This window comes from Streptomyces sp. NPDC104761, assembly GCF_055583445.1.
Map to the genome: position 1 here is coordinate 204,481 of NZ_JBVJNZ010000005.1, position 22,269 is coordinate 226,749.

Annotated in this window: 32 protein-coding genes; 2 read left to right on the forward strand and 30 right to left on the reverse strand. The window is 68.6% G+C overall.

What is annotated here, in order from left to right:
- Nucleotides 1-172 precede the first annotated feature (172 nt).
- From ACZ63F_RS16310 to rpsJ, 29 genes are all read right to left on the reverse strand, one after another.
- The gene (locus tag ACZ63F_RS16310; RefSeq protein WP_003966937.1) at nt 173-1,195 is read right to left on the reverse strand and encodes a DNA-directed RNA polymerase subunit alpha; all 1,023 of its coding nucleotides are present in this window, start codon (nt 1,193-1,195) and stop codon (nt 173-175) included.
- 142 nt (nt 1,196-1,337) lie between these two features.
- Nucleotides 1,338-1,742 carry a 30S ribosomal protein S11 gene (gene rpsK, locus ACZ63F_RS16315; protein WP_003956432.1) on the reverse strand — a complete coding sequence of 135 codons (405 nt, stop codon included), beginning with the start codon at nt 1,740-1,742 and terminating at the stop codon, nt 1,338-1,340.
- A 70-nt stretch (nt 1,743-1,812) separates the two neighbouring features.
- Nucleotides 1,813-2,193 carry a 30S ribosomal protein S13 gene (gene rpsM / locus ACZ63F_RS16320; RefSeq protein ID WP_031167100.1) on the reverse strand — a complete coding sequence of 127 codons (381 nt, stop codon included), beginning with the start codon at nt 2,191-2,193 and terminating at the stop codon, nt 1,813-1,815.
- Nucleotides 2,194-2,383: 190 nt separating this feature from the next.
- The gene (rpmJ, locus tag ACZ63F_RS16325) at nt 2,384-2,497 is read right to left on the reverse strand and encodes a 50S ribosomal protein L36 (RefSeq protein ID WP_003998809.1); all 114 of its coding nucleotides are present in this window, start codon (nt 2,495-2,497) and stop codon (nt 2,384-2,386) included.
- A gap of 61 nt (nt 2,498-2,558) precedes the next feature.
- The gene (gene infA / locus ACZ63F_RS16330) at nt 2,559-2,780 is read right to left on the reverse strand and encodes a translation initiation factor IF-1 (protein ID WP_003948620.1); all 222 of its coding nucleotides are present in this window, start codon (nt 2,778-2,780) and stop codon (nt 2,559-2,561) included.
- A gap of 277 nt (nt 2,781-3,057) precedes the next feature.
- Nucleotides 3,058-3,894, reverse strand: a complete 837-nt coding sequence (gene map / locus ACZ63F_RS16335; protein ID WP_352359638.1) for a type I methionyl aminopeptidase — start codon at nt 3,892-3,894, stop codon at nt 3,058-3,060.
- Between the two features lie 121 nt (nt 3,895-4,015).
- Nucleotides 4,016-4,681, reverse strand: a complete 666-nt coding sequence (locus ACZ63F_RS16340) for an adenylate kinase (protein WP_469711715.1) — start codon at nt 4,679-4,681, stop codon at nt 4,016-4,018.
- Nucleotides 4,681-5,997 carry a preprotein translocase subunit SecY gene (gene secY / locus ACZ63F_RS16345; RefSeq protein ID WP_457680283.1) on the reverse strand — a complete coding sequence of 439 codons (1,317 nt, stop codon included), beginning with the start codon at nt 5,995-5,997 and terminating at the stop codon, nt 4,681-4,683. The genes ACZ63F_RS16340 and secY overlap by 1 nt, the downstream gene beginning before the upstream one ends.
- Nucleotides 5,998-6,185: 188 nt before the next feature.
- On the reverse strand, nt 6,186-6,641 hold the full coding sequence (gene rplO, locus ACZ63F_RS16350) for a 50S ribosomal protein L15 (RefSeq protein ID WP_352359641.1): 456 nt from the start codon (nt 6,639-6,641) through the stop codon (nt 6,186-6,188).
- 2 nt (nt 6,642-6,643) lie between these two features.
- Nucleotides 6,644-6,826, reverse strand: a complete 183-nt coding sequence (rpmD, locus tag ACZ63F_RS16355) for a 50S ribosomal protein L30 (protein WP_003974250.1) — start codon at nt 6,824-6,826, stop codon at nt 6,644-6,646.
- Between the two features lie 2 nt (nt 6,827-6,828).
- Nucleotides 6,829-7,434, reverse strand: a complete 606-nt coding sequence (gene rpsE / locus ACZ63F_RS16360; protein WP_004984517.1) for a 30S ribosomal protein S5 — start codon at nt 7,432-7,434, stop codon at nt 6,829-6,831.
- Nucleotides 7,435-7,470: 36 nt separating this feature from the next.
- On the reverse strand, nt 7,471-7,854 hold the full coding sequence (gene rplR / locus ACZ63F_RS16365) for a 50S ribosomal protein L18 (protein ID WP_030860987.1): 384 nt from the start codon (nt 7,852-7,854) through the stop codon (nt 7,471-7,473).
- Nucleotides 7,855-7,857: 3 nt separating this feature from the next.
- Nucleotides 7,858-8,397 (reverse strand): 50S ribosomal protein L6, encoded by a 540-nt coding sequence (rplF, locus tag ACZ63F_RS16370; RefSeq protein WP_093499637.1) that lies wholly within the window; start codon nt 8,395-8,397, stop codon nt 7,858-7,860.
- A 24-nt stretch (nt 8,398-8,421) separates the two neighbouring features.
- The gene (gene rpsH, locus ACZ63F_RS16375; RefSeq protein WP_030420829.1) at nt 8,422-8,820 is read right to left on the reverse strand and encodes a 30S ribosomal protein S8; all 399 of its coding nucleotides are present in this window, start codon (nt 8,818-8,820) and stop codon (nt 8,422-8,424) included.
- A gap of 214 nt (nt 8,821-9,034) precedes the next feature.
- The gene (locus tag ACZ63F_RS16380; RefSeq protein ID WP_003948630.1) at nt 9,035-9,220 is read right to left on the reverse strand and encodes a type Z 30S ribosomal protein S14; all 186 of its coding nucleotides are present in this window, start codon (nt 9,218-9,220) and stop codon (nt 9,035-9,037) included.
- Between the two features lie 5 nt (nt 9,221-9,225).
- A complete protein-coding gene (gene rplE, locus ACZ63F_RS16385; RefSeq protein WP_093499638.1) occupies nt 9,226-9,783 on the reverse strand; it encodes a 50S ribosomal protein L5 in 558 nt (185 codons plus the stop codon).
- A complete protein-coding gene (gene rplX / locus ACZ63F_RS16390) occupies nt 9,783-10,106 on the reverse strand; it encodes a 50S ribosomal protein L24 (RefSeq protein ID WP_053674523.1) in 324 nt (107 codons plus the stop codon). The genes rplE and rplX overlap by 1 nt, the downstream gene beginning before the upstream one ends.
- Nucleotides 10,107-10,108: 2 nt before the next feature.
- A complete protein-coding gene (rplN, locus tag ACZ63F_RS16395) occupies nt 10,109-10,477 on the reverse strand; it encodes a 50S ribosomal protein L14 (RefSeq protein WP_003998823.1) in 369 nt (122 codons plus the stop codon).
- A 101-nt stretch (nt 10,478-10,578) separates the two neighbouring features.
- Nucleotides 10,579-10,866 (reverse strand): 30S ribosomal protein S17, encoded by a 288-nt coding sequence (gene rpsQ / locus ACZ63F_RS16400; RefSeq protein WP_351957585.1) that lies wholly within the window; start codon nt 10,864-10,866, stop codon nt 10,579-10,581.
- Nucleotides 10,866-11,090, reverse strand: coding sequence for a 50S ribosomal protein L29 (rpmC, locus tag ACZ63F_RS16405; protein ID WP_018564811.1), 225 nt, complete (start codon nt 11,088-11,090; stop codon nt 10,866-10,868). The genes rpsQ and rpmC overlap by 1 nt, the downstream gene beginning before the upstream one ends.
- Nucleotides 11,090-11,509, reverse strand: coding sequence for a 50S ribosomal protein L16 (rplP, locus tag ACZ63F_RS16410; protein WP_093499640.1), 420 nt, complete (start codon nt 11,507-11,509; stop codon nt 11,090-11,092). The genes rpmC and rplP overlap by 1 nt, the downstream gene beginning before the upstream one ends.
- 5 nt (nt 11,510-11,514) lie before the next feature.
- Nucleotides 11,515-12,342 (reverse strand): 30S ribosomal protein S3, encoded by an 828-nt coding sequence (gene rpsC, locus ACZ63F_RS16415; protein WP_093499641.1) that lies wholly within the window; start codon nt 12,340-12,342, stop codon nt 11,515-11,517.
- Entirely contained in the window at nt 12,342-12,689 is a 348-nt protein-coding gene (rplV, locus tag ACZ63F_RS16420) for a 50S ribosomal protein L22 (RefSeq protein ID WP_003974262.1), read from the reverse strand. The genes rpsC and rplV overlap by 1 nt, the downstream gene beginning before the upstream one ends.
- Nucleotides 12,690-12,733: 44 nt before the next feature.
- The gene (gene rpsS / locus ACZ63F_RS16425) at nt 12,734-13,015 is read right to left on the reverse strand and encodes a 30S ribosomal protein S19 (RefSeq protein ID WP_023547380.1); all 282 of its coding nucleotides are present in this window, start codon (nt 13,013-13,015) and stop codon (nt 12,734-12,736) included.
- A gap of 12 nt (nt 13,016-13,027) precedes the next feature.
- Nucleotides 13,028-13,864 carry a 50S ribosomal protein L2 gene (rplB, locus tag ACZ63F_RS16430; RefSeq protein WP_093499642.1) on the reverse strand — a complete coding sequence of 279 codons (837 nt, stop codon included), beginning with the start codon at nt 13,862-13,864 and terminating at the stop codon, nt 13,028-13,030.
- 38 nt (nt 13,865-13,902) lie between these two features.
- The gene (gene rplW / locus ACZ63F_RS16435) at nt 13,903-14,322 is read right to left on the reverse strand and encodes a 50S ribosomal protein L23 (protein WP_469711724.1); all 420 of its coding nucleotides are present in this window, start codon (nt 14,320-14,322) and stop codon (nt 13,903-13,905) included.
- Nucleotides 14,322-14,978 (reverse strand): 50S ribosomal protein L4, encoded by a 657-nt coding sequence (gene rplD, locus ACZ63F_RS16440; RefSeq protein WP_352359647.1) that lies wholly within the window; start codon nt 14,976-14,978, stop codon nt 14,322-14,324. Before rplD ends, rplW begins: the two co-directional genes overlap by 1 nt.
- A gap of 8 nt (nt 14,979-14,986) precedes the next feature.
- Nucleotides 14,987-15,631 carry a 50S ribosomal protein L3 gene (gene rplC / locus ACZ63F_RS16445; RefSeq protein ID WP_062706771.1) on the reverse strand — a complete coding sequence of 215 codons (645 nt, stop codon included), beginning with the start codon at nt 15,629-15,631 and terminating at the stop codon, nt 14,987-14,989.
- A gap of 16 nt (nt 15,632-15,647) precedes the next feature.
- Nucleotides 15,648-15,956 carry a 30S ribosomal protein S10 gene (gene rpsJ, locus ACZ63F_RS16450; protein WP_003948644.1) on the reverse strand — a complete coding sequence of 103 codons (309 nt, stop codon included), beginning with the start codon at nt 15,954-15,956 and terminating at the stop codon, nt 15,648-15,650.
- 536 nt (nt 15,957-16,492) lie between these two features.
- On the opposite strand from rpsJ, the gene ACZ63F_RS16455 reads away from it, so the two are divergent.
- Together ACZ63F_RS16455 and ACZ63F_RS16460 are read left to right on the forward strand one after the other, a co-directional pair.
- The gene (locus ACZ63F_RS16455) at nt 16,493-18,145 is read left to right on the forward strand and encodes an RNA ligase family protein (protein ID WP_469711725.1); all 1,653 of its coding nucleotides are present in this window, start codon (nt 16,493-16,495) and stop codon (nt 18,143-18,145) included.
- Between the two features lie 3 nt (nt 18,146-18,148).
- On the forward strand, nt 18,149-21,004 hold the full coding sequence (locus ACZ63F_RS16460; RefSeq protein WP_469711727.1) for a poly(A) polymerase: 2,856 nt from the start codon (nt 18,149-18,151) through the stop codon (nt 21,002-21,004).
- A 145-nt stretch (nt 21,005-21,149) separates the two neighbouring features.
- On the opposite strand, the gene ACZ63F_RS16465 is transcribed toward ACZ63F_RS16460, so the two are convergent.
- Nucleotides 21,150-21,884, reverse strand: a complete 735-nt coding sequence (locus tag ACZ63F_RS16465) for a hypothetical protein (RefSeq protein WP_469711728.1) — start codon at nt 21,882-21,884, stop codon at nt 21,150-21,152.
- Nucleotides 21,885-22,269: the final 385 nt, after the last annotated feature.

Genomic DNA, 22,269 nt, shown 5'->3' on the forward strand with positions numbered 1-22,269 from the left:
TCTGCCCCGGCCGTGTCAGGTACCGGGGTCAGTATCCGAGCGGGCGGTCGCCCGTCGGAGATCCGGGGTTCTTTTCAACCCCGGAGGGTCCGCGCCCCCGAAGGGGCGCGGGGAACTGCGCGACCAGCCACAGCGGGTCCGCAGCCGCAGAACCGGCCTCCTCGCGGAGCGCTCAGTACTGCTCGGTCTCCACGAACCCGGCGTCCGCGTCGTCGTCGGCCCCGAAGGCGTCGGCCGCAGCGGTCGGGTCGAATCCGGGCGGGCTGTCCTTGAGGGCCAGGCCCATGCCGGCCAGCTTCGCCTTGACCTCGTCGATGGACTTCGCACCGAAGTTGCGGATGTCCAGGAGGTCCGCCTCGGAGCGCGCCACGAGCTCACCCACGGAGTGGATGCCCTCACGCTTGAGGCAGTTGTAGGAACGGACCGTGAGCTCCAGCTCCTCGATCGGCAGGGCCAGGTCGGCGGCCAGGGCGGCGTCCGTGGGGGACGGGCCCATGTCGATGCCCTCGGCGTCGATATTAAGCTCGCGCGCCAGACCGAACAGCTCGACCAGGGTCTTGCCGGCCGACGCCATGGCGTCACGGGGACGCATGGCCTGCTTCGTCTCGACGTCGACGATCAGCTTGTCGAAGTCGGTGCGCTGCTCGACACGGGTCGCCTCGACCTTGTACGTGACCTTGAGCACCGGCGAGTAGATGGAGTCGACCGGGATACGGCCGATCTCCTGGCCCACCTGCTTGTTCTGCACGGCGGAGACGTAGCCGCGGCCGCGCTCGACCGTCAGCTCCATCTCCAGCTTGCCCTTGCCGTTGAGCGTGGCGAGGACGAGGTCGGGGTTGTGCACCTCGACACCGGCCGGGGGCGCGATGTCGGCGGCGGTGACCAGACCCGGGCCCTGCTTGCGCAGGTACATCACGACCGGCTCGTCGTGCTCCGAGGAGACGACCAGCTGCTTGATGTTGAGGATCAGGTCGGTGACGTCCTCCTTGACGCCCGGCACGGTGGTGAACTCGTGCAGCACGCCGTCGATCCGGATCGACGTGACAGCCGCGCCGGGGATCGAGGACAGGAGGGTACGGCGGAGGGAGTTGCCGAGGGTGTAGCCGAAGCCCGGCTCCAGCGGCTCGATCACGAACCGGGAGCGGAACTCGTCGACGACCTCTTCGGTCAACGAGGGACGCTGAGCGATCAGCATGTGTGGATCAGATCCTTCTTTCGTGGACGCCCGCTATTTGACGCCCGACGGAACCGCACCCGTAAGAGTGCGGGTACTGCAAGGGTACGGGCGGCACGGCCCTTACGGAGCCGTACCGCCCGAGCAGCCCTGCGAAGCGAGGTCAGACGCGACGGCGCTTCGGCGGACGGCAGCCGTTGTGCGGGGTCGGGGTGACGTCCTGGATGGAGCCGACCTCGAGGCCCGTGGCCTGCAGGGAGCGGATCGCGGTCTCACGACCGGAACCCGGGCCCTTCACGAACACGTCGACCTTGCGCATGCCGTGCTCCTGGGCGCGGCGGGCAGCCGACTCGGCGGCCATCTGCGCGGCGAACGGCGTGGACTTCCGGGAGCCCTTGAAGCCGACGTGGCCGGCGGAGGCCCAGGAGATCACGTTGCCGGACGGGTCCGTGATGGAGACGATCGTGTTGTTGAACGTGCTCTTGATGTGCGCGTGGCCGTGAGCGACGTTCTTCTTTTCCTTGCGGCGCACCTTCTTGGCAGCGCCCTGACGACCCTTGGGGGGCATCTAGTAACTCCTACGGGGAGGTGGTCGGTCCTACAGCGAAGACCGCTGATGAAGCGTTGTCCGCTGCGGACTACTTCTTGCCCGGCTTCTTCTTGCCGGCGATGGCGCGACGCGGGCCCTTGCGGGTGCGGGCGTTGGTGCTGGTGCGCTGACCGCGGACGGGCAGACCGCGACGGTGACGCAGACCCTGGTAGCAGCCGATCTCGACCTTGCGGCGGATGTCGGCCTGGATCTCGCGACGGAGGTCACCCTCGGTCTTGATGTTGTTGTCGACGTACTCGCGGATGGCGACCAGCTGCTCTTCGGTCAGGTCGCGAACGCGGGTGTTCGGGTCGATGCCGGTCTCGGCCAGCGTCTGCTGCGAGAGTGTCCGGCCGATGCCGAACACGTAGGTGAGCGCGACCTCCACGCGCTTTTCGCGCGGGATGTCAACACCGGAAACGCGTGCCATTCAATGGCTCCTGGTGATCTTCGGAGGTCTTCCGCAGAACCGGTTCCCAGCCGCCGTGTCAGGTACGAACTGGGTCCCCGGCCTCCGAACCGGGGGTGTCAGGCGCCGTGGCACCTGGGTTCTGCGTATGAACATGTTCAGCTTGCGTCGCGCGAATCTCTGCGATGGATGCAGAGGGATCGGTCGTGCGTCAGCCCTGGCGCTGCTTGTGGCGCGGGTTCTCGCAGATGACCATGACCCGACCGTGACGGCGGATCACCCTGCACTTGTCGCAGATCTTCTTGACGCTCGGCTTGACCTTCATGGGATTGAGGTTCTCCGGGTCAGTTGCCGGCGGCCCCGCTCGCGCGGGACGTGGGCAAGATCTACTTGTATCGGTAGACGATCCGGCCACGCGTCAGGTCGTACGGAGACAGCTCCACCACGACCCGGTCGTCAGGGAGGATGCGGATGTAGTGCATACGCATCTTGCCGCTGATGTGTGCCAGGACCTGGTGGCCGTTCTGGAGCTCGACCTTGAACATGGCGTTCGGAAGAGACTCGACGACAGTGCCCTCGATCTCGATGGCACCTTGCTTCTTGGCCACGCTTCGCCCTTCGAATCGACTACCTTGATCGACTCCCACGCTTCCCGCTCGGGACACCTCACGGGCGCATGCGGACATGCGGATGCACGAGAGCCGACGAGTCAGTCTACGTCAGCGCACCCGGAAAGACGAATCGGGAAAGCCTGCCCCAGAAGCCAGATCATTAAGCGCGCACCTTTTGGAGCGCCCCTTCAGGGGCGATGGGGGCACCCCCGGCCGAAGGCTGGGGGAGGAACTGCGCGGCCAGCCCCCACCGGGCCGCGGAGTCACGAAATGCTCAGCCCAGCGGATCCGGCGCAGCCGTGATCCCGTGCTCGGCCAGCTTGGCCTTGCCCCCGTCCGGAGCCGTCAGCACCAGCGGACCCTCTTCGGTCAGCGCGACGCTGTGCTCCCAGTGCGAGGACCAGGTGCCGTCCGTCGTGATGACCGTCCAGTCGTCCGACAGGACCTCCGTCCGGGGCGTCCCCAGCGACACCATCGGCTCGATGGCCAGGCAGAACCCGGGCACCAGCTTCGGCCCCTTGCCCCGCCGCCGGTCCACGTAGTTCAGCAGGTGCGGGTCCATGTGCATCTCGGTGCCGATGCCGTGGCCGCCGTAGTCCTCGATGATGCCGTAACGGCCGCCGCCCGGCTTCGGCTGGCGGCGGATGTAGGTCTCGATGGCCCGGGAGACGTCGACCAGGCGGTTGCCCTGCTTCATCGCCGCGATGCCGGCCCACATCGACTCCTCGGTCACCCGGGAGAGCTCGATCAGCTCCGGAGCGTGTCCGGAGCCCACGAAGGCGGTGTAGGCCGCGTCCCCGTGCCAGCCGTCGACGATCGCGCCGCAGTCGATGGAGATGATGTCGCCGTCCTTGAGGACGACGTCCTCCGACGGGATGCCGTGGACGACCACCTCGTTGACGGAGGTGCAGATGGTGGCGGGGAAACCGCCGTACCCGAGGAAGTTCGGCTTGGCGCCGTGCTCGGCGAGGACCTTGCGGGCCACCTCGTCCAGGTCCTTGGTGCTGGCGCCGGGGACCGCCGCCTCGCGGGTGGCCGCGTGGATCGCCGCCACGACCAGGCCCGCCGCCCGCATCGTGGCGATCTGCTCGGGGGTCTTGATCTGCACCATGGGTGGCCTGCGCTCTCCATCACTCGCGTCGACTGGGTTGTCTCTACAACAGTACGGCCGCGGCACCCTGGGATTCCCGGACGTGGTCCGGGGAGGGCGCCGCGGCCGGAAGAACCGCGATCTAGTTGTTCTCGGCCTTCTCGCGCTTCAGCGCCTCCAGCGCCCGCTTGGTGATCTCGTCCACCGGGCCCAGGGCGGAGATCGTCACGACCAGCCCCTGCGCCTTGTAGTAGTCGATGATCGGCTCGGTCTGCGTGTGGTAGACCTCCAGCCGGGTGCGGACGGTGTCCTCGGAGTCGTCGTCACGCTGGTAGAGCTCGCCGCCGCAGATGTCGCACACGCCTTCCTGCTTCGGCGGGCTGTACGTCACGTGGAAGACGTGCGAGGAGTCGTTGCGGCAGACGCGCCGGCCGGCGATCCGCTTGACGACCTCTTCCTCCGGGACCTCCAGGTCCAGGACGGCGTCCAGCTCGATGCCCTCGTCGCTCAGCAGCCGGTCCAGCGCCTCGGCCTGCGAGACGTTGCGCGGGAAGCCGTCCAGCAGGAAGCCGTTCGCCGCGTCCGGCTGCTCCATGCGGTCCTTGGCCATGGCGATGGTGACCTCGTCGGGTACGAGGTCCCCGGCGTCCATGTAGGACTTGGCGAGCTTGCCGAGATCGGTCTGCTGACTGATGTTGGCGCGGAACAGGTCGCCCGTGGAGATGTGCGGAATGCCCAGCATCTCGGCAAGGCGGACGGCCTGCGTTCCCTTACCGGCGCCCGGCGGCCCGACGAGGACGATACGCATCAGCGGAGGAACCCTTCGTAATTGCGCTGCTGGAGCTGGCTCTCGATCTGCTTCACCGTCTCGAGACCGACACCCACGATGATGAGGATGCTGGTCCCGCCGAACGGGAAGTTCTGGCTCGCCCCGAAGCCGACCAACGCCACTGTCGGTACGAGAGCGATCAGCCCCAAATACAGCGAACCCGGCCAGGTGATCCGGTTGAGCACGTACGACAGGTACTCAGCGGTCGGTCGGCCAGCCCGGATGCCCGGGATGAAGCCACCATACTTCTTCATGTTGTCGGCGACTTCCTCGGGGTTGAAGGAGATCGCCACGTAGAAGAACGCGAAGAAAACAATGAGCAGGAAGTACAGGGTGATGTACGTGGGACTGTCGCCCTGCTTGGTCAGGTTCTGCTCGATCCAGCTCTTCCAGCCCGAGTTGCCGCCCGCGAACTGCGCCACGAGAGCCGGGATGTACAGCAGCGACGAGGCGAAGATGACGGGGATCACACCCGCCTGGTTCACCTTGAGCGGGATGTACGTGGACGTACCGCCGTAGGAACGACGGCCGATCATGCGCTTCGCGTACTGCACCGGGATGCGGCGCTGGGCCTGCTCGACGAAGACCACGAGCCCGACCATGACCAGGCCGATCGCGATGACCGCGCCGAACTCGATCCAGCCGTCGGCCAGGGTGCCCTGCTTCTTGATGGCCCACAGCGCGGACGGGAAGGTCGCGGCGATCGAGATGAACATCAGGATCGACATGCCGTTGCCGATGCCGCGGTCGGTGATCAGCTCGCCGAGCCACATGACGACGGCCGTACCGGAGGTCATGCAGACGACCATGGTGATCGTCGTGAAGATCGACTGGTCCGGGACGATGCTCGACGCGACCGAGCAGCCGTTGAAGAGCGCGCCGCTGCGGGCGGTGGCGACCAGACCGGTGCCCTGGAGGATGGCCAGGGCCACCGTCAGGTAACGGGTGTACTGCGTGATCTTCGTCGTACCGGCCTGGCCCTCCTTCTTCAGGGCCTCCAGGCGCGGGATGACCACGGTCAGCAGCTGAAGGATGATGCTGGCCGTGATGTACGGCATGATGCCCAGCGCGAAGATCGTGATCTGCAGCAGCGCGCCGCCGCTGAACATGTTGATCAGGCCGAAGAGCCCCTGGTTGCCAGAGGCCTCCTTCACGCACTGCTGCACCGACGAGTAGTTCACACCCGGGATCGGGATGTGCGTACCGACCCGGTAGACCACGATGATGCCCAGCGTGAAGAGCAGCTTCTTGCGCAGGTCGGGCGTCCTGAACGCCCGGGCGAACGCGGTGAGCACGGTGCCTCCTGCGACCCCCGCGCAAGTGCGTCAAGGGTGACGGTCTTGAGGTTCGACGAATGGGAAAAAGAACAGTGCTGGCCACCTTACCGGCCGCACTGCCCCCCTAGGAACGACCAACCGGGGATACCCCATTGTGAGGTATCCCCGGTCGGGATTCGCTTACGTCATCGAGACGACCGAAACGATCAGACGAGCTCGGTGACGGTGCCGCCGGCGGCGGTGATCTTCTCCTTGGCGGAGCCGGAGACGGCGTCGACCGTCACCTGCAGCGCCACGGAGACCTCACCCTGGCCGAGGACCTTGACGAGGCTGTTCTTGCGAACGGCACCCTTGGCGACGAGACCCTCGACGGTGACCTCGCCACCCTCCGGGTACAGCGCGGCCAGCTTCTCGAGGTTCACGACCTGGTACTCGGTCTTGAACGGGTTCTTGAAGCCCTTCAGCTTCGGAAGACGCATGTGGAGCGGCATCTGGCCACCCTCGAAGCGCTCCGGAACCTGGTAACGGGCCTTCGTACCCTTGGTACCACGACCGGCCGTCTTACCCTTCGACGCCTCACCACGACCGACACGGGTCTTGGCGGTCTTGGCGCCGGGGGCCGGACGGAGGTTGTGGATCTTGAGCGGGTTGTTCTCCGCCATGATCAGTCGACCTCCTCGACCGTCACGAGGTGGCGGACGGTGTGCACCATGCCGCGGAACTCGGGGCGGTCCTCCTTGACGACCTGCGTGTTGATGCCCTTGAGACCAAGGGAGCGCAGGGTGTCACGGTGGTTCTGCTTGCTGCCGATGTAGGACTTGACCTGCGTGATCTTGAGCTGCGCCATGATCACACACCCGCCCCGGCACGCGCACGGAGCAGAGCCGCGGGGGCGACGTCCTCGAGCGGCAGACCACGGCGGGCCGCGATCTCCTCGGGACGCTGCAGGCCCTTCAGGGCCTCCACGGTCGCGTGCACGATGTTGATCGCGTTGTCGGAGCCGAGCGACTTCGACAGCACGTCGTGGATACCGGCGCACTCGAGCACGGCACGCACCGGGCCACCGGCGATAACACCGGTACCGGGGGACGCGGGCTTGAGCAGCACGACGCCGGCAGCCTTCTCACCCTGGATCGGGTGCGGGATGGTGCCCTGGATACGGGGGACCTTGAAGAAGTGCTTCTTGGCCTCCTCAACGCCCTTGGCGATGGCGGCCGGCACCTCCTTGGCCTTGCCGTAACCGACACCCACGGTGCCGTCACCGTCGCCCACCACGACCAGCGCGGTGAAGCTGAAGCGACGACCACCCTTCACAACCTTGGCGACGCGGTTGATCGCGACGACGCGCTCAACGTACGCGGTCTTCTCGGCGGCAGCAGCGCCGCCGTCACGGCCCTTCCGGTCCCGCCGCTCGCCGCCACCGGCACCGCCACCGCGGCGCTGGGGTCCAGCCATTGGATTACCTCTCTCTTTCCGCTAGCTACAAGCGGCTCAGAACTTGAGCCCGGCTTCGCGGGCGGCGTCCGCCAGGGCGGCGATGCGCCCGGCGTACTGGTTGCCACCACGGTCGAACACCACGGCCTCGACACCGGCGGCCTTGGCACGCTCGGCGACCAGGGCGCCGACCTGCTTGGCCTGCGCGGACTTGTCGCCCTCGCCACCACGCACCGACGCGTCCAGGGTGGACGCGGAGGCCAGGGTGTGGCCCTTCAGGTCGTCGATCACCTGCGCCACGATGTGGCGGTTGGAGCGGGTCACGACCAGACGGGGACGCTCCGCCGTACCGGCGATCCGCTTGCGGATCCGGATGTGACGGCGCTTGATCGCGGCGCGCTTGTAGGCGTCGCCCTTGAGGATCTTCTGCCCGTATGCCATGGCTTACTTACCCGCCTTTCCGACCTTGCGGCGGATGACTTCGCCCTCGTACTTGACGCCCTTGGCCTTGTACGGGTCGGGCTTGCGCAGCTTGCGGATGTTGGCCGCGACCTCGCCGACCTTCTGCTTGTCGATGCCCTCGACCGAGAAACGGGTCGGAGCCTCGACCTTGAAGGTGATGCCCTCGGGGGCCTCGACCAGGATCGGGTGGCTGTAACCGAGCGCGAACTCGAGGTTCGAGCCCTTGGCGGTCACGCGGTAACCGACACCGCTGATTTCGAGCTTCTTCACGTAACCCTGGGTCACGCCGGTGATCATGTTCGCCACCAGCGTGCGGGACAGGCCGTGCAGGGCCTTGCTCTGACGCTCGTCGTTGGGGCGGGTCACCGCGAGAGTGCCGTCCTCGCCCTTGGCGATGTCGATCGGAGCCACGATGGTGTGGGTCAGCTCGCCCTTGGGGCCCTTGACCTTCACCGTGCGACCGTCGATGGTGACGTCCACGCCGGCGGGAACCGCGATGGGGAGCTTGCCGATGCGCGACATAGCTGTTTCCTCCGTTCCCTTCTGCTACCAGACGTAGGCGAGGACTTCTCCGCCTACGCCCTTCTTGCCGGCCTGCTTGTCGGTGAGGAGCCCGTGCGACGTGGAGATGATCGCCACGCCCAGGCCGCCGAGCACCTTCGGCAGGTTGGTGGACTTCGCGTACACCCGGAGACCGGGCTTGGAGATCCGCTTGATGCCCGCGATGGAGCGCTCACGGTTGGGACCGAACTTCAGGTCCAGGACGAGGTTCTTGCCGACCTCGGCGTCCTCGACCTTCCAGCCCGTGATGAAGCCCTCCTGCTGGAGGATCTCCGCGATGTGAGACTTGATCTTGGACGCCGGCATCGTCACGGAGTCGTGGTACGCCGAGTTCGCGTTCCGCAGACGCGTCAGCATGTCTGCGATCGGATCAGTCATGGTCATGAATTGGCCTTCGGCCTCTCTCGCCGGGGTTTCCTGGTGCGCCATCCCTCTCCCCGATCCGAGACGGGACGGGTGCGGCGCGGTGGACCTACGGCGTAGTAAGTCGTACGGGCGACCGTCAGGCGCCCAACCCTCCAAGCCTAAGCCATGGAGGGGCGGGCGCCTGACACGCCCATTGCTTACCGAGAGCCTCTGGAATCCCTAAAAGCGGGGATTACCAGGAGCTCTTGGTCACGCCCGGCAGCTCGCCACGGTGAGCCATCTCACGAAGGCACACGCGGCACAGGCCGAACTTGCGGTACACGGAGTGCGGACGGCCGCAGCGCTGGCAGCGCGTGTAGCCACGCACACCGAACTTGGGCTTGCGGGCGGCCTTGGCAATCAGAGCCTTCTTCGCCATCTCGCTCACGCCTCCTTGAACGGGAAGCCGAGGTGACGAAGGAGCGCGCGGCCCTCAGCGTCGTTGGTCGCCGTGGTCACCACGGTGATGTCCATACCCCGGGTACGGTCGATCTTGTCCTGGTCGATCTCGTGGAACATGACCTGCTCCGTGAGACCGAAGGTGTAGTTGCCACGGCCGTCGAACTGCTTGGGGGACAGACCACGGAAGTCGCGGATGCGCGGGAGCGCGAGCGACAGGGTGCGGTCCAGGAACTCCCACATGCGGTCGCCACGGAGCGTGACGTGGGCACCGATCGGCTGACCCTCACGCAGCTTGAACTGCGCGATGGACTTGCGGGCCTTGGTGACGGCCGGCTTCTGACCGGTGATGGTGGTCAGGTCGCGGATCGCGCCCTCGATCAGCTTCGAGTCACGGGCGGCGTCGCCGACACCCATGTTGACCACGATCTTGACGAGGCCGGGGATCTGCATGACGTTCTCGTACTTGAACTCGTCACGCAGCTTGCCCGCGATCTCCTCGCGGTACTTCAGCTTCAGACGCGGAGCAGTGGTGGTAGCCATCAGATGTCCTCACCCGTCCGCTTGGCAACGCGGATCTTGTTGCCTTCGTCGTCGAAGCGGTAACCGACACGCGTGACGACCTTGTTGCCGTCCTTCTCAACGACCAGCTGGACGTTGGAGACGTGGATCGGCGCCTCGGTCGTGACGATGCCGCCGGCCTGCGAACCGCGAGCGGTCGGACCGGCCTTGGTGTGCTTCTTGACCCGGTTGACACCCTCGACCAGGACACGCTCGTCGCGCGGGTAAGCGGCAATGACCTTGCCCTGCTTGCCCTTGTCCTTGCCGGTGATGACCTGGACCAGGTCGCCCTTCTTGATCTTCATGCTTACAGCACCTCCGGCGCGAGCGAGATGATCTTCATGAACTTCTTCTCGCGCAGCTCACGGCCGACCGGGCCGAAGATGCGGGTGCCGCGAGGGTCGCCGTCGTTCTTCAGAATGACGGCGGCGTTCTCGTCGAAGCGGATGTACGAGCCGTCCGGACGGCGGCGCTCCTTGACGGTGCGAACGATGACCGCCTTGACGACGTCACCCTTCTTCACGTTGCCACCGGGGATCGCGTCCTTGACGGTGGCGACGATGACGTCACCGATGCCCGCGTAGCGGCGACCGGAGCCACCGAGCACACGGATGCAAAGGATCTCCTTCGCACCAGTGTTGTCGGCGACGCGCAGTCGCGACTCCTGCTGGATCACGTCTATCTCCTGTTTGTCTGCCGGTTCCCCGGGCGGGTGCGCGACGTGCACACCCGCCCAGAGCCTGGCGGAACTGTCCTGCGGGGTTTGCCCCGCAGGAATTACTTGGCCTTCTCGAGGATCTCGACGACGCGCCAGCGCTTCGTCGCGGACAGCGGCCGGGTCTCCATGAGGAGGACGCGGTCGCCGACGCCCGCGGCGTTCTGCTCGTCGTGCGCCTTGAGCTTGTTCGTACGGCGGATGACCTTGCCGTACAGCGCGTGCTTGACGCGGTCCTCGACGGCGACGACGACGGTCTTGTCCATCTTGTCGCTGACGACGAGACCCTCACGGGTCTTGCGGAAGCTGTCGCGCCCCTCGGTCTTCTCAGTCACATTGCTCTCGCTCATCAGGCGTTCTCCACCGTTTCGATGCCCAGCTCACGCTCGCGCATCAGGGTGTAGATCCGCGCGATGTCCTTGCGGACCGCCTTCAGACGGCCGTGGTTCTCGAGCTGACCCGTCGCCGCCTGGAAGCGGAGGTTGAACAGCTCTTCCTTGGCCTCGCGGAGCTTGCCCAGAAGCTCCTCGTTGCCCAGCTCGCGCAGCTCGGACGCCTTGGTACCGGCCGACATCACGCTTCACCTGCCTCGCGCTTGACGATCCGGCACTTCATCGGCAGCTTGTGGGCCGCGCGAAGGAGCGCCTCACGGGCGATCTTCTCGTTGGGGTAGGACAGCTCGAACATGACCCGGCCCGGGTGCACGTTCGCGATCCACCACTCCGGAGAACCCTTACCGGAACCCATGCGGGTCTCGGCAGGCTTCTTCGTCAGCGGGCGGTCCGGGTAGATGTTGATCCAGACCTTGCCGCCACGCTTGATGTGGCGGGTCATCGCGATACGGGCCGCCTCGATCTGGCGGTTGGTCACGTACGCCGGCGTGAGGGCCTGGATGCCGTACTCGCCGAACGCGACCGTGGTACCGCCCTTGGCCTCACCGCGACGCTTCGGGTGGTGCTGCTTGCGGTGCTTGACCCTACGGGGGATCAGCATGTCGGTCAGGCCTCCGTTCCGGTGCTCTCAGCAGCCGGAGCGGCAGCGGCCTCGGCCTGGGGGGCCTCGGCAGCGGGAGCCTGCTGCGGCTTGCGACCGCGCCGCTCGCCACCACGGCCACCACGGGCCGGGCGGTCACCAGCGCCACCGCCACGGGCCGGGCGGTTGCCGGCGCGGGCAGCGGCGTTCTCGGCGCGGACCTCGGCGATGTTCTTGACGTCGCCCTTGTAGATCCAGACCTTCACACCGATGCGGCCGAAGGTCGTCTTGGCCTCGAAGAAGCCGTAGTCCACGTTCGCGCGGAGCGTGTGCAGGGGCACACGGCCCTCGCGGTAGAACTCCGAGCGGGACATCTCGGCGCCGCCGAGGCGGCCACCGCACTGGATCTTGATGCCCTTGGCGCCGGCCTTCATCGCCGACTGCATGCTCTTGCGCATGGCACGGCGGAAGGAGACGCGGGAGGAGAGCTGCTCGGCGACGGCCTGGGCCACCAGCTGAGCGTCCGTCTCCGGGTTCTTGACCTCGAGGATGTTCAGCTGGACCTGCTTGCCGGTCAGCTTCTCCAGGTCACCGCGGATGCGGTCGGCCTCGGCGCCGCGGCGGCCGATGACGATGCCCGGGCGCGCGGTGTGGATGTCCACACGCACACGGTCACGGGTGCGCTCGATCTCCACCTTCGAGATACCGGCGCGCTCCATGCCGGACGTCATCATCCGACGGATGGCGACGTCTTCCTTGACGTAGTCCTTGTACAGCTTGTCGGCGTACCACCGGGACTTGAAGTCCGTGGTGACACCGAGCCGGAACCCATGCGGGTTAACCTTCTGGCCCATTACCGGGTTCCTTCCTTGCTGCTGACGACCACGGTGATGTGGCTGGTCCGCTTGCGGATCCGGTAGGCACGGCCCTGGGCGCGCGGCCGGAACCGCTTCAGGGTCGGACCCTCGTCGACGTACGCCTCGGAGATGAAGAGGCTGTCGGCGTCGGTGTGGTCGTAGTTGTGCGCGGCGTTGGCGATGGCGCTGTCGAGCACCTTGCCGACCGGCACGGAGGCTGCCTGCGGAGCGAATCGCAGAACAGCCTGAGCCTCCGTGGCATCCATGCCACGGATAAGGTCCACCACGCGGCGGGCCTTCATGGGCGTAACGCGGATGTACCGCGCCTGGGCCCTGGCTTCCATGGTTGTCCCTCTCAGTTACTTACGTGTCTGAATGCGATCCGCTACTAGCGGCGCTTCGACTTCCGGTCTTCCTTGACGTGGCCCCGGAAGGTGCGCGTCGGCGAGAACTCGCCGAGCTTGTGACCGACCATCGACTCGGTGACGAACACCGGGATGTGGGTCTTGCCGTTGTGCACCGCAAGCGTGTGGCCGAGCATGGCCGGCACGATCATGGAGCGACGGGACCAGGTCTTGATGACGTTCTTGGTGCCGGCTTCGTTCTGGGCGTCCACCTTCTTGATCAGGTGGTCGTCGACGAAGGGCCCCTTCTTGAGACTGCGCGGCATCTAAACCCGCTCCTAGCGCTTCTTGTTCGTCTTGCGGCGGCGGACGATGTACTTGTTCGACGCCTTCTTGGGCGAACGAGTACGGCCTTCCTTCTTGCCCCACGGGGACACGGGGTGACGGCCACCGGAGGTCCGGCCCTCACCACCACCGTGCGGGTGGTCGACCGGGTTCATGACGACACCACGGACGGTCGGGCGGACGCCCAGCCACCGCTTGCGGCCGGCCTTGCCCCAGTTGATGTTCGACTGCTCGGCGTTGCCGACCTCACCGACGGTGGCGCGGCAGCGCGCGTCCACCATGCGGATCTCGCCGGACGGCATACGGAGGGTCGCCATGGCGCCCTCACGGGCGAGCAGCTGCACCGAGGCACCCGCGGAGCGGGCGAACTTGGCGCCACCGCCGGGACGGAGCTCGATCGCGTGGACCGTGGTACCGACCGGGATGTTGCGGAGGGCCAGGTTGTTGCCCGGCTTGATGTCGGCCCCGGGACCGTTCTCCACGGTGTCGCCCTGCTGCAGGTTGCGCGGGGCGAGGATGTAGCGCTTCTCGCCGTCCGCGTAGTGCAGCAGCGCGATGCGCGCGGTGCGGTTGGGGTCGTACTCGATGTGCGCGACCTTCGCCGGCACGCCGTCCTTGTCGTGACGACGGAAGTCGATCACTCGGTAGGCGCGCTTGTGTCCGCCACCCTGGTGGCGAACGGTCACACGACCGGCGTTGTTACGGCCGCCCTTGCTGTGCAGGGGGCGGACCAGCGACTTCTCCGGCGTGGACCGCGTGACCTCGACGAAGTCGGCGACGCTGGCGCCACGACGGCCCGGCGTAGTCGGCTTGTACTTGCGGATTCCCATTTCTCAGTCCTCGTCCGATATCGGACGATCCGACCCGCTTACGCGGTCGGACCGCCGAAGATGTCGATACGGTCGCCCTCGGCGAGGGTCACGATCGCGCGCTTGGAGCCCGCGCGCTGACCGAAACCGGTCCTGGTGCGCTTGCGCTTGCCCTGGCGGTTGAGGGTGTTGACCCCGGTGACCTTGACCGAGAAGACCGCCTGGACGGCCTGCTTGATCTGGGTCTTGTTGGCACCCGGGGCGACGACGAACGTGTACTTGTTCTCGTCCAGGAGCGCGTAGCTCTTCTCCGAGACGACCGGCTTCAGCAGCACGTCACGGTGGTCCGTGAACGACTTGCTGAGCGGGGTCTCGACGGTGTTCTTGCCCTCGGTGGCGTGGCGCTTCGCCTTGGCGACGCGCGCGGCCTTGGCGGCCTTGGCCGCCTTCGAGGCGATGCTCGGGTGACGGATAGCCATCAGACCTCGGTCCCTTCGGTGTCGTTGGCCTTCGGGCCGGCGACGAAGGACTCGAGAGCGGCCTGGGTGAAGACCACGTCGTCCGAGACGATCACGTCGTACGTGTTCAGCTGGCCCGGCTCCAGGATGTGGACCTGGGGCAGGTTGCGGGCGGAGAGCCACGCGGCCTCGTCGGCGCGGTCGACGACCAGGAGCAGGTTCTTGCGCTCCGAGATCTTGCCGAACAGCGTGCGAGCGGCCTTGGTGCTGGGGGTCTCGCCCTCGACCACGCCGGTGACGACGTGGATGCGGTTGTGGCGCGCCCGGTCGGTGAGGGCGTGACGCAGGGCGGCAGCCTTCATCTTCTTGGGGGTGCGCTGCGAGTAGTCGCGCGGCACGGGACCGTGCACGACGCCACCGCCCGCGAACTGCGGCGCGCGGGTCGAGCCCTGACGGGCGCGGCCGGTGCCCTTCTGGCGGTACGGCTTCTTGCCGCCACCACGGACCTCGCCACGGGTCTTCGTCTTGTGCGTGCCCTGGCGGGCAGCAGCGTTCTGCGCGACGACGACCTGGTGGATCAGCGGGATGCTGACCTTCTCCACGCCGAAGATCTCCGCGGGGAGCTCGACGCTACCGGTCTTCTCGCCGGCAGGCGAAAGGATGTCAACAGTGCTCATCGGTTACCTCAGGCCCCCTTGGCCGCGGTGCGGACCAGGACGAGGCCGCCGTTCGGACCGGGAACCGCGCCCTTGATGAGCAGCAGACCCTTCTCCGCGTCAACGGCGTGGACGGTCAGGTTCTGGGTGGTGACACGCTCGTTGCCCATGCGACCCGCCATGCGGAGGCCCTTGAACACGCGGCCCGGGGTGGCGCAGCCACCGATGGAACCGGGCGAGCGGTGCTTGCGCTGGGTGCCGTGACCGGCGCCGAGGCCCTTGAAGTTGTGACGCTTCATGACACCGGCGAAGCCCTTGCCCTTGCTCTTGCCGGTGACGTCGACCTTCACGCCGGCCTCGAAGACCTCGGCGGTGACTTCCTGACCGAGGGTGTACTCGGAGGCGTCGGCCGTACGGATCTCGACGAGGTGACGGCGGGGGGTGACGTCGGCCTTGGCGAAGTGGCCCTTGAGGGGCTTGTTCACCTTGCGCGGGTCGATCTCGCCGAAGGCGATCTGGACCGACTCGTAGCCGTCGACGTCGTTGGTACGGACCTGGGTGACGACGTTGGGGCCGGCCTTGACGACGGTGACCGGAACAACACGGTTGTTCTCGTCCCACACCTGCGTCATGCCGAGCTTCTCGCCCAGGATGCCCTTGATCTGCTTAGCCATTCTCAGATCACCGGCCTCAGAGCTTGATCTCGATGTCGACACCGGCCGGGAGGTCGAGTCGCATCAGAGAGTCAACGGTCTTGGGGGTCGGGTCGAGGATGTCGATCAGGCGCTTGTGGGTGCGCATCTCGAAGTGCTCGCGCGAGTCCTTGTACTTGTGCGGCGACTTGATGACGCAGTACACGTTCTTCTCAGTGGGCAGCGGCACCGGGCCCGCGACCGACGCACCAGTGCGGGTCACCGTCTCGACGATCTTCTTCGCCGAGGAGTCGATGACCTCGTGGTCGTAGGCCTTGAGCCGGATGCGGATCTTCTGTCCCGCCATGGCTACTCAGTAGTCCTTCTCTGCACGCTCTGGAACCCGGTGCCTGCTTCTCTTCTCCGACCCACGCGGTCGGGCGTGTCGCGCTCCCGCTGACACAGATGCCCCTTGTTCGAACATCCCTGCGGGGAATGCACACGGCCCTTCCGGAACCGCAAGCCGGGGGCGGAAGGCCCACCGGGTGCCTGGCCGGTGCCGCACTGCACTTCCCGAAAGATTCCCGTACGTCCGCCCCAGTGCTGCCGTGGTGGCAGTTAGGACGACGAGTACTGTGGGACTCGCTTCCGGTCCCCCCGGCGGGAGGCGCACAGCATCAACACTCGACCGAGCAACTCCGACAGTCTGCCACAGAGGGCGGCGGGCTGGCCAATCGGGCCGGGGAGCTTACCCCCGGAGTGACGCAGGTCAAACCCGGGCCCTCCCCAGCGGCGTTCCCGAGGTGCTCGGCCAGGCTCGGCCGCACCGTAATCCGCTCGCCCGCCACAACCCGGCGCCCCTACGCTGAGCAGGCACAACGGCTGTCACGGGGGACGTTCACCATGCGTACGCACTATCCACGGACCCGGCATCTGCCCTGGTCGCCCGGAGCGACCGCCGATGACCTCCGGATCACCGACCTGTCCGGTCTGCGCGGTCGCGAGGTCGTCGTGACCGAGAAGCTCGACGGCGAGAACACCACACTTTACGCCGACGGCCTGCACGCCCGTTCGCTGGACTCGGCCCCTCACCCCTCCCGTACCTGGGTCAAGGCACTCCAGGCCCGGATCGGCCACGCCGTCCCGGAGGGGTGGCGGGTGTGCGGGGAGAACATGTTCGCCCGGCACTCGATCGCTTACGTCGACCTGGAGAGCTACTTCTACGGCTTCTCGGTGTGGGACGCGGAGGGCCGCTGCCTGGACTGGGACCGGACGGTGGCCTTCCTGCGCGGACTCGGCGTTCCCGTTCCCCGGGTGCTGTGGCGAGGCGTCTTCGACGAGCGGGCGCTGCGCGCTCTGCGGCTGGATCCCGAACGGCAGGAGGGATACGTCGTCCGGGTCGCGGACGGGTTCGGCGCGCAGGAGTTCGGGGAGCGGGTGGCCAAGTGGGTGCGGGCGGGACATGTGCGGACGGACACGCACTGGATGCACGCGGCCGTCGTCGAGAACGGGCTCGGGGCCGGGGCGCCCCTGTGGGCGGTGCGATCGGGAGCGCCCGTCGACGTGCGCGCGCTGGAGGAGGCCGTGGGGCTGCCCGGCGAGGGGGACGCAGGGGCCGTCGGCCGCCTCGATCCGGCGGGCCGGTCCGGGGACGACCTGCTGGCCGGCGTCCTGGCCGCGCTGCTGCACGGAGTGCGGCGGGGACGGCTGGCGGCGCGGCTCGCCACGGTGGCGGGCATACCGCTCGCCCGCCGGGTCGCCGACCTCGTGGGGCTGCACCCGGCCCTGCACCGGCCGTATCCGGACGAGGACCGACGGGCCGGCCTGGTGCGCCTGTCGTACGCCGCCGACCTGGGCCTGCTGCATGCGGTCGCCTGGGCCACCGCGCACACGGACGCGGCGCGCGAGCAGGTGGAGTGGTCGGCGCTGCACGCCGAGGACGTGCGGAGTCTCGGGCTGTGGGAGGCGTTCGCCGGGCTGCCGGCCGACACGGCCGCCCGGTGCCGGGCCGAGGCCCGGGAGGCGTACGCGCTGGGGCGGATCGGCAGCGCCGACGAGGCCGTCGCCGCGACCTGGCGCTGGCGGTCCGGCGCGTTCCCGAAGCTGATCCAGACGGTCGGCCCGGCCGGCAGCGGCAAGAGCACCTTCGCACGGGGACTCACGGGTGTGGACGCGTACGTCTCCCTGGACGACCTGCGCGAGGCGCGTGGCTCGCGCGCCGACCAGCGGGCCAACGGCGAGGTCCTCCGCGAGGGACTCGCCCGGCTGGACCGGGCCCTGGCCGGCGGCGGGACCGCGGTGTGGGACGCCACGTCCCTCACCAAGCAGCAACGGTCGCTGGTGCACGGGATCGCCCACCGCCGTGACGCGCTGATCACGCACGCCGTGGTCCTGGTGGACGAGGACGAGCTGGTACGGCGCAACGCCCGCCGCGAGCACCCCGTGCCGCCCGACGTGCTCACCGGCCAGCTGCGGCGCTTCGTTCCGCCGTATCCCGGCGACGCTCACCGCACCTGGTACATCGGGGCGGCCGGGACCGTCGAGGAAGAGGTGTGACGCGTGCGTACGAGCGAGGAGATCTATCACCGGGTGCGCTGGGACGCGCGTTTCGACCCGGCCCGCTTCGTGCTCGGCGTCCTTCAGCGCGGCGCCGCGCCCAAACGTGTCCCGCTGCCCGCGTTCGTGCCCGGGGGCGAGATCCCCTGGCACCGGGTGCTGTTCATCGAGGCCGACGGCGAGGTGGTGTGGGACCGGGCCACGGGGGTGGACCGGATCGACGCGACTCAGGCGGGGCGGGTTCGCGCGGCCCGGCTGCTGCGGGCGCCGTTCTTCACGGCCCGCACGCCGTACGCGTGGGACGGCGCGGACTGGGTGCCCGCGCCCTCGCTACGCGGGAACGCGCCGGGCGGTGGCTGGGCAGCCGGGGGTGCGCGGGCGGCCGGGGGTGCGCGGGCGGCCGCAGGGGGTGCGCGGGCGGCCGGGGATGTGCGGGTCCTGACCTGGAACACGCTCTGGGACCGGTACGACGGCGACCGTATCGACAGCGCCCGGCGCAGGCCCCTGCTGCTGCGGGCCCTGCGCGACGCGGACGTGGACGTGATCGCGTTGCAGGAGGTCGAGGCGGAACTCCTCACCCTGCTGCTGGGCGAGGAGTGGGCGCGGGCGGGCTGGACCCTGGGCACGGACCCGCGAGGGCGGGACGTCGACACGTGCGGTCTGCTGCTCCTGAGCCGGCTCCCCGTCATCGAGGCCGCGCACCACGAACTGGGCCCGCACAAGGCGGTGGCCGCCCTCGTCGTGGAGGCGGGCGGACGGCCCGTGGTCATCGCGGCGACGCATCTGAGCAGCGACCACTCGGAGAACGGCGCCGACCGGCGGGAGGCGGAACTCACCCGCGTCGCCGAGGGCCTGGCGGGCGTGGACGCCGATCTGCTCCTGCTGGGCGACTTCAACGACGGCGGCGGCACACCGCAGCTGGCGCTGGGCCTGCGGGACGCGTGGAGCGAGGTGCACGGCGCCGACGACACGACCCCGACCTTCGACCCGGGCAGCAATCCGCTGGCCGCGATCTCGTCGCTGACGGGCCGGGCCTCACGGCTGGACCGGGTGCTGCTGCGCGGCGAGGGGCTGCGGGCACGGCGCGCCGAACTGTGCGGTGACGTGCCGTCGGCGGACGGGACGTACATCTCCGACCACTACGGTGTCCTGGCCGAGCTGGCGGTGGGCGCTCCGGAGGCGGGCGCCCTGGATTGCCTCGCCGAGGAACCGACACCGCGGACGGCGCTGGCGTGGCTCCCGCCCGAAGAGCTGTGGGCCCCGCTGCAGGAGATCCGCCGGGTCCACGACCCGCAGGTCCACCGCTGGCCCCCGCATGTGAACCTGCTCTTCGGATTCGTACCGGAACACACTTTCGAGCGGGCGGCGGCAGTGCTCGCGACGGCCACCACCTCTGATTTCGACGCCCGGTTGGAGGGGGTGCAGTGGTTCGGCCACCGGGACGACGCGACGGTCTGGCTCGACCCGGCGGCCGCGGGTGAGGAGCCCTGGGCCGACCTGCACCGCACGCTCCTGCGCCACTTCCCCCGCTGCGGCGGCCGCCACCCGGGCTTCACCCCTCACCTGACCCTGGGCCGCACCACCGACCCGAACACGCTGGCCACCGCCTGCGCGACCCGGCTCGCCCCGATGCCGGTCAGGGTCGGCGAGCTGGCACTGCTCTCGCGGCGCGGGGACGAACCGATGCGGGTGCGGGCCACGGTCACGCTGGGGACGGGCGAGGTGCGGTGGACGGAGGAGGCCGCGCGAGACGCGGCGCAGGACGTGGCGGCGCGGGTGGCCGAGGAGACCACCCACCGCCTCGAGAAGGCGTTCTCCGACGGTGTCGTCCATGTCGTCGGCTCCCGGCGGATGGGCTGCGCCCTGCCCGGTGCGGACCTGGACCTGGTCGCGGTGCTGCCCGGCGCGGTCGGACTCCCCCCCGTACAGGCACGGGTGGCGGCGGCGCTCCCCGAGGCGACGGACGTGCGGGAGGTGGTCGGGGCCCGCGTACCCGGTCTGCGGTTGCGGGTCGACGGGCTGGACGTGGACCTGGTCGTGGTCACCGCGGGTTCGACGGACCCCGCGGAGGCGGTCTCCCGCCGGACCGAGCTGGGCGAGGAGGCCGCGATCGCACTCAGCGCGGTGAGCGACGCCGACGCGGTAGTGGCCTCGGTGGGCGGGCACGGGCCTGCCTTCGCCCGGCTGGCCACGCAGGTCAAGGCATGGGCGAAGGCCCGGGGCCTGGACTCGGCGCCGTTCGGAGGCCTGCCGGGCCTGGCCTGGTCCGTCCTGGCCGCCCGCACCACGGCCGAGGCCGGCGACCTCGCGCCGGGCGATCTCCTACGGCACTTCTTCGCGACGTGGGCGGCCTGGGACTGGCGGGAACCGGTGGCCCTGACACCCGATCCGGCCCGGCCCCTCCTCCCCCTCACCGTCACGACCCCCTCCACCCCCGTACGCCCCTGCACCGACCAGGTGACGGCGGGCATGCGTGACCTGGTGGCCCAGGAGCTTTTCCGCGCCTGGGAGTTGCTGGAAGGAACCACGGACCCCTACCCCCGGGCCGAACTCCTCGCCCCGCCCCCGCTGCACCGCCGCCACGCGGCCTGGGCGGTCCTGACGGTGAGCCCGGACGCGGACGAGGGCCGGGTGCGGGGCAGGATGCGGGCCCTCCTCACCGACCTCTCGGCATCGGTCCCCGACTGCCACGCCTGGCCCCGCCCCTTCACCGCGAACCCGGTCCGCTACGCCATCGGCCTGGGCTCCGCCCCGCCGGCCGCCGACCATCTCGCGGCTCTCGCGGAACGCCGGCTGCGCGGTCTGACCGCGGTCACGCTGACACGGACCGAGGGGGGCGGGGTACCGACCTTGCGCTGACGCTCTGCGCCGGACGCGACCGGGCAGTGCCCGTCACGACCAGTCGTCGTCCTCACCGTCCTCCTCGTCCTCGTCGTCGGCATCCGAGGCGTCCTGGCGCAGCACGACGACGAGTTGGACGGGCGCGTCGGTGTCATCGTGCCGGTCAGCTCAGACTCTCCTCCACCAGGGGCAGAAGTTCGTCGAGCCCCAGTTCCCGGCTCCCGGACGCGTCCGAGAGCACCCACGTACCGTTGCGGTCCCACTGCACGCGCCGTACGTCACCGGCGCGGTTCTCGTACTCCACGAACCCGCCGGGAGCGTCCCTCAGCTCCGGGATCTCGGCCAGCAGGACCTCGGGCCGGGCCAGGGCCCACCCCGGGTTGTTGCTGCCTCCCCCGGTACGCGGGTTGTCGAAGCGCATCTTCAGGAACGGCAGGGGTCCACGGCCGATGTCCGCGGTGGGCAGCATCTTGTGATACCTGGCATCCGCCTCCTCCAGCGTCTCCCGCCCGGAGAACTCGCACCGGTACGCGGGAAAGACGATGGTGGTCACGGGCGTGAGGTCGGGGTTCTGGACCCGGTGGTGACCGTGCACCTCGGGAACGGTGGCCGCGACGGCGTCGAAGGCGTACCCGGGCGCTTCGAAGCCGCCGACGAAGGTCAGGAAGCGCCCCTGCGCGATCAGCTCCGACTCGTGCGCGCGGGCGAAGGCAAGGACCGCGGCCGCCAGCGCGTCGTCGTGCCGGCGGACCTGGTTCATCTGGAGAAGCCGGGTGCCGTCGCCGGTCAGCGCCCCCGCGAAGTTCAGCACCGGGTTCAGACGCCACGTCCAGGCGCGTTCCAGGCCGTCGATCGGCGTGGCTCGCGGGAACGCGGTGACGGTGGACTGCAGATCCATGGTTCCTTCCGGGGGGGTCCGGGGCCGGTTGTGGGCCGTCGGGCCCAGCCTCCATCGGTATGAATTGTTGTCGCCCGTGTCCTGCCGGTATCGCGCGTCCAGAGTTCTTACTCTCGCGCGCTGGTCCGGCTTCGACGAACTCGACACCGATGAACTCGCCTTCGCCGAGTGGGCCCCAGTGGTGTATCAGCCAATGTCATCGCCTCGGCCGACGAACATCTGAGGGCCTACTTCCGCTCCCGGGTGAAACGAGCGGCAGCATGAACAGTCCGCCGGTGGAGCGGCAGGATGGAACCCACCCGTACGCGGGAAATCCCGCCGCCACGCATGAGTGAGACGCACGGGAAACCATCGGCGCCGTGGCCACCGCCGTCGTCCGGCACCT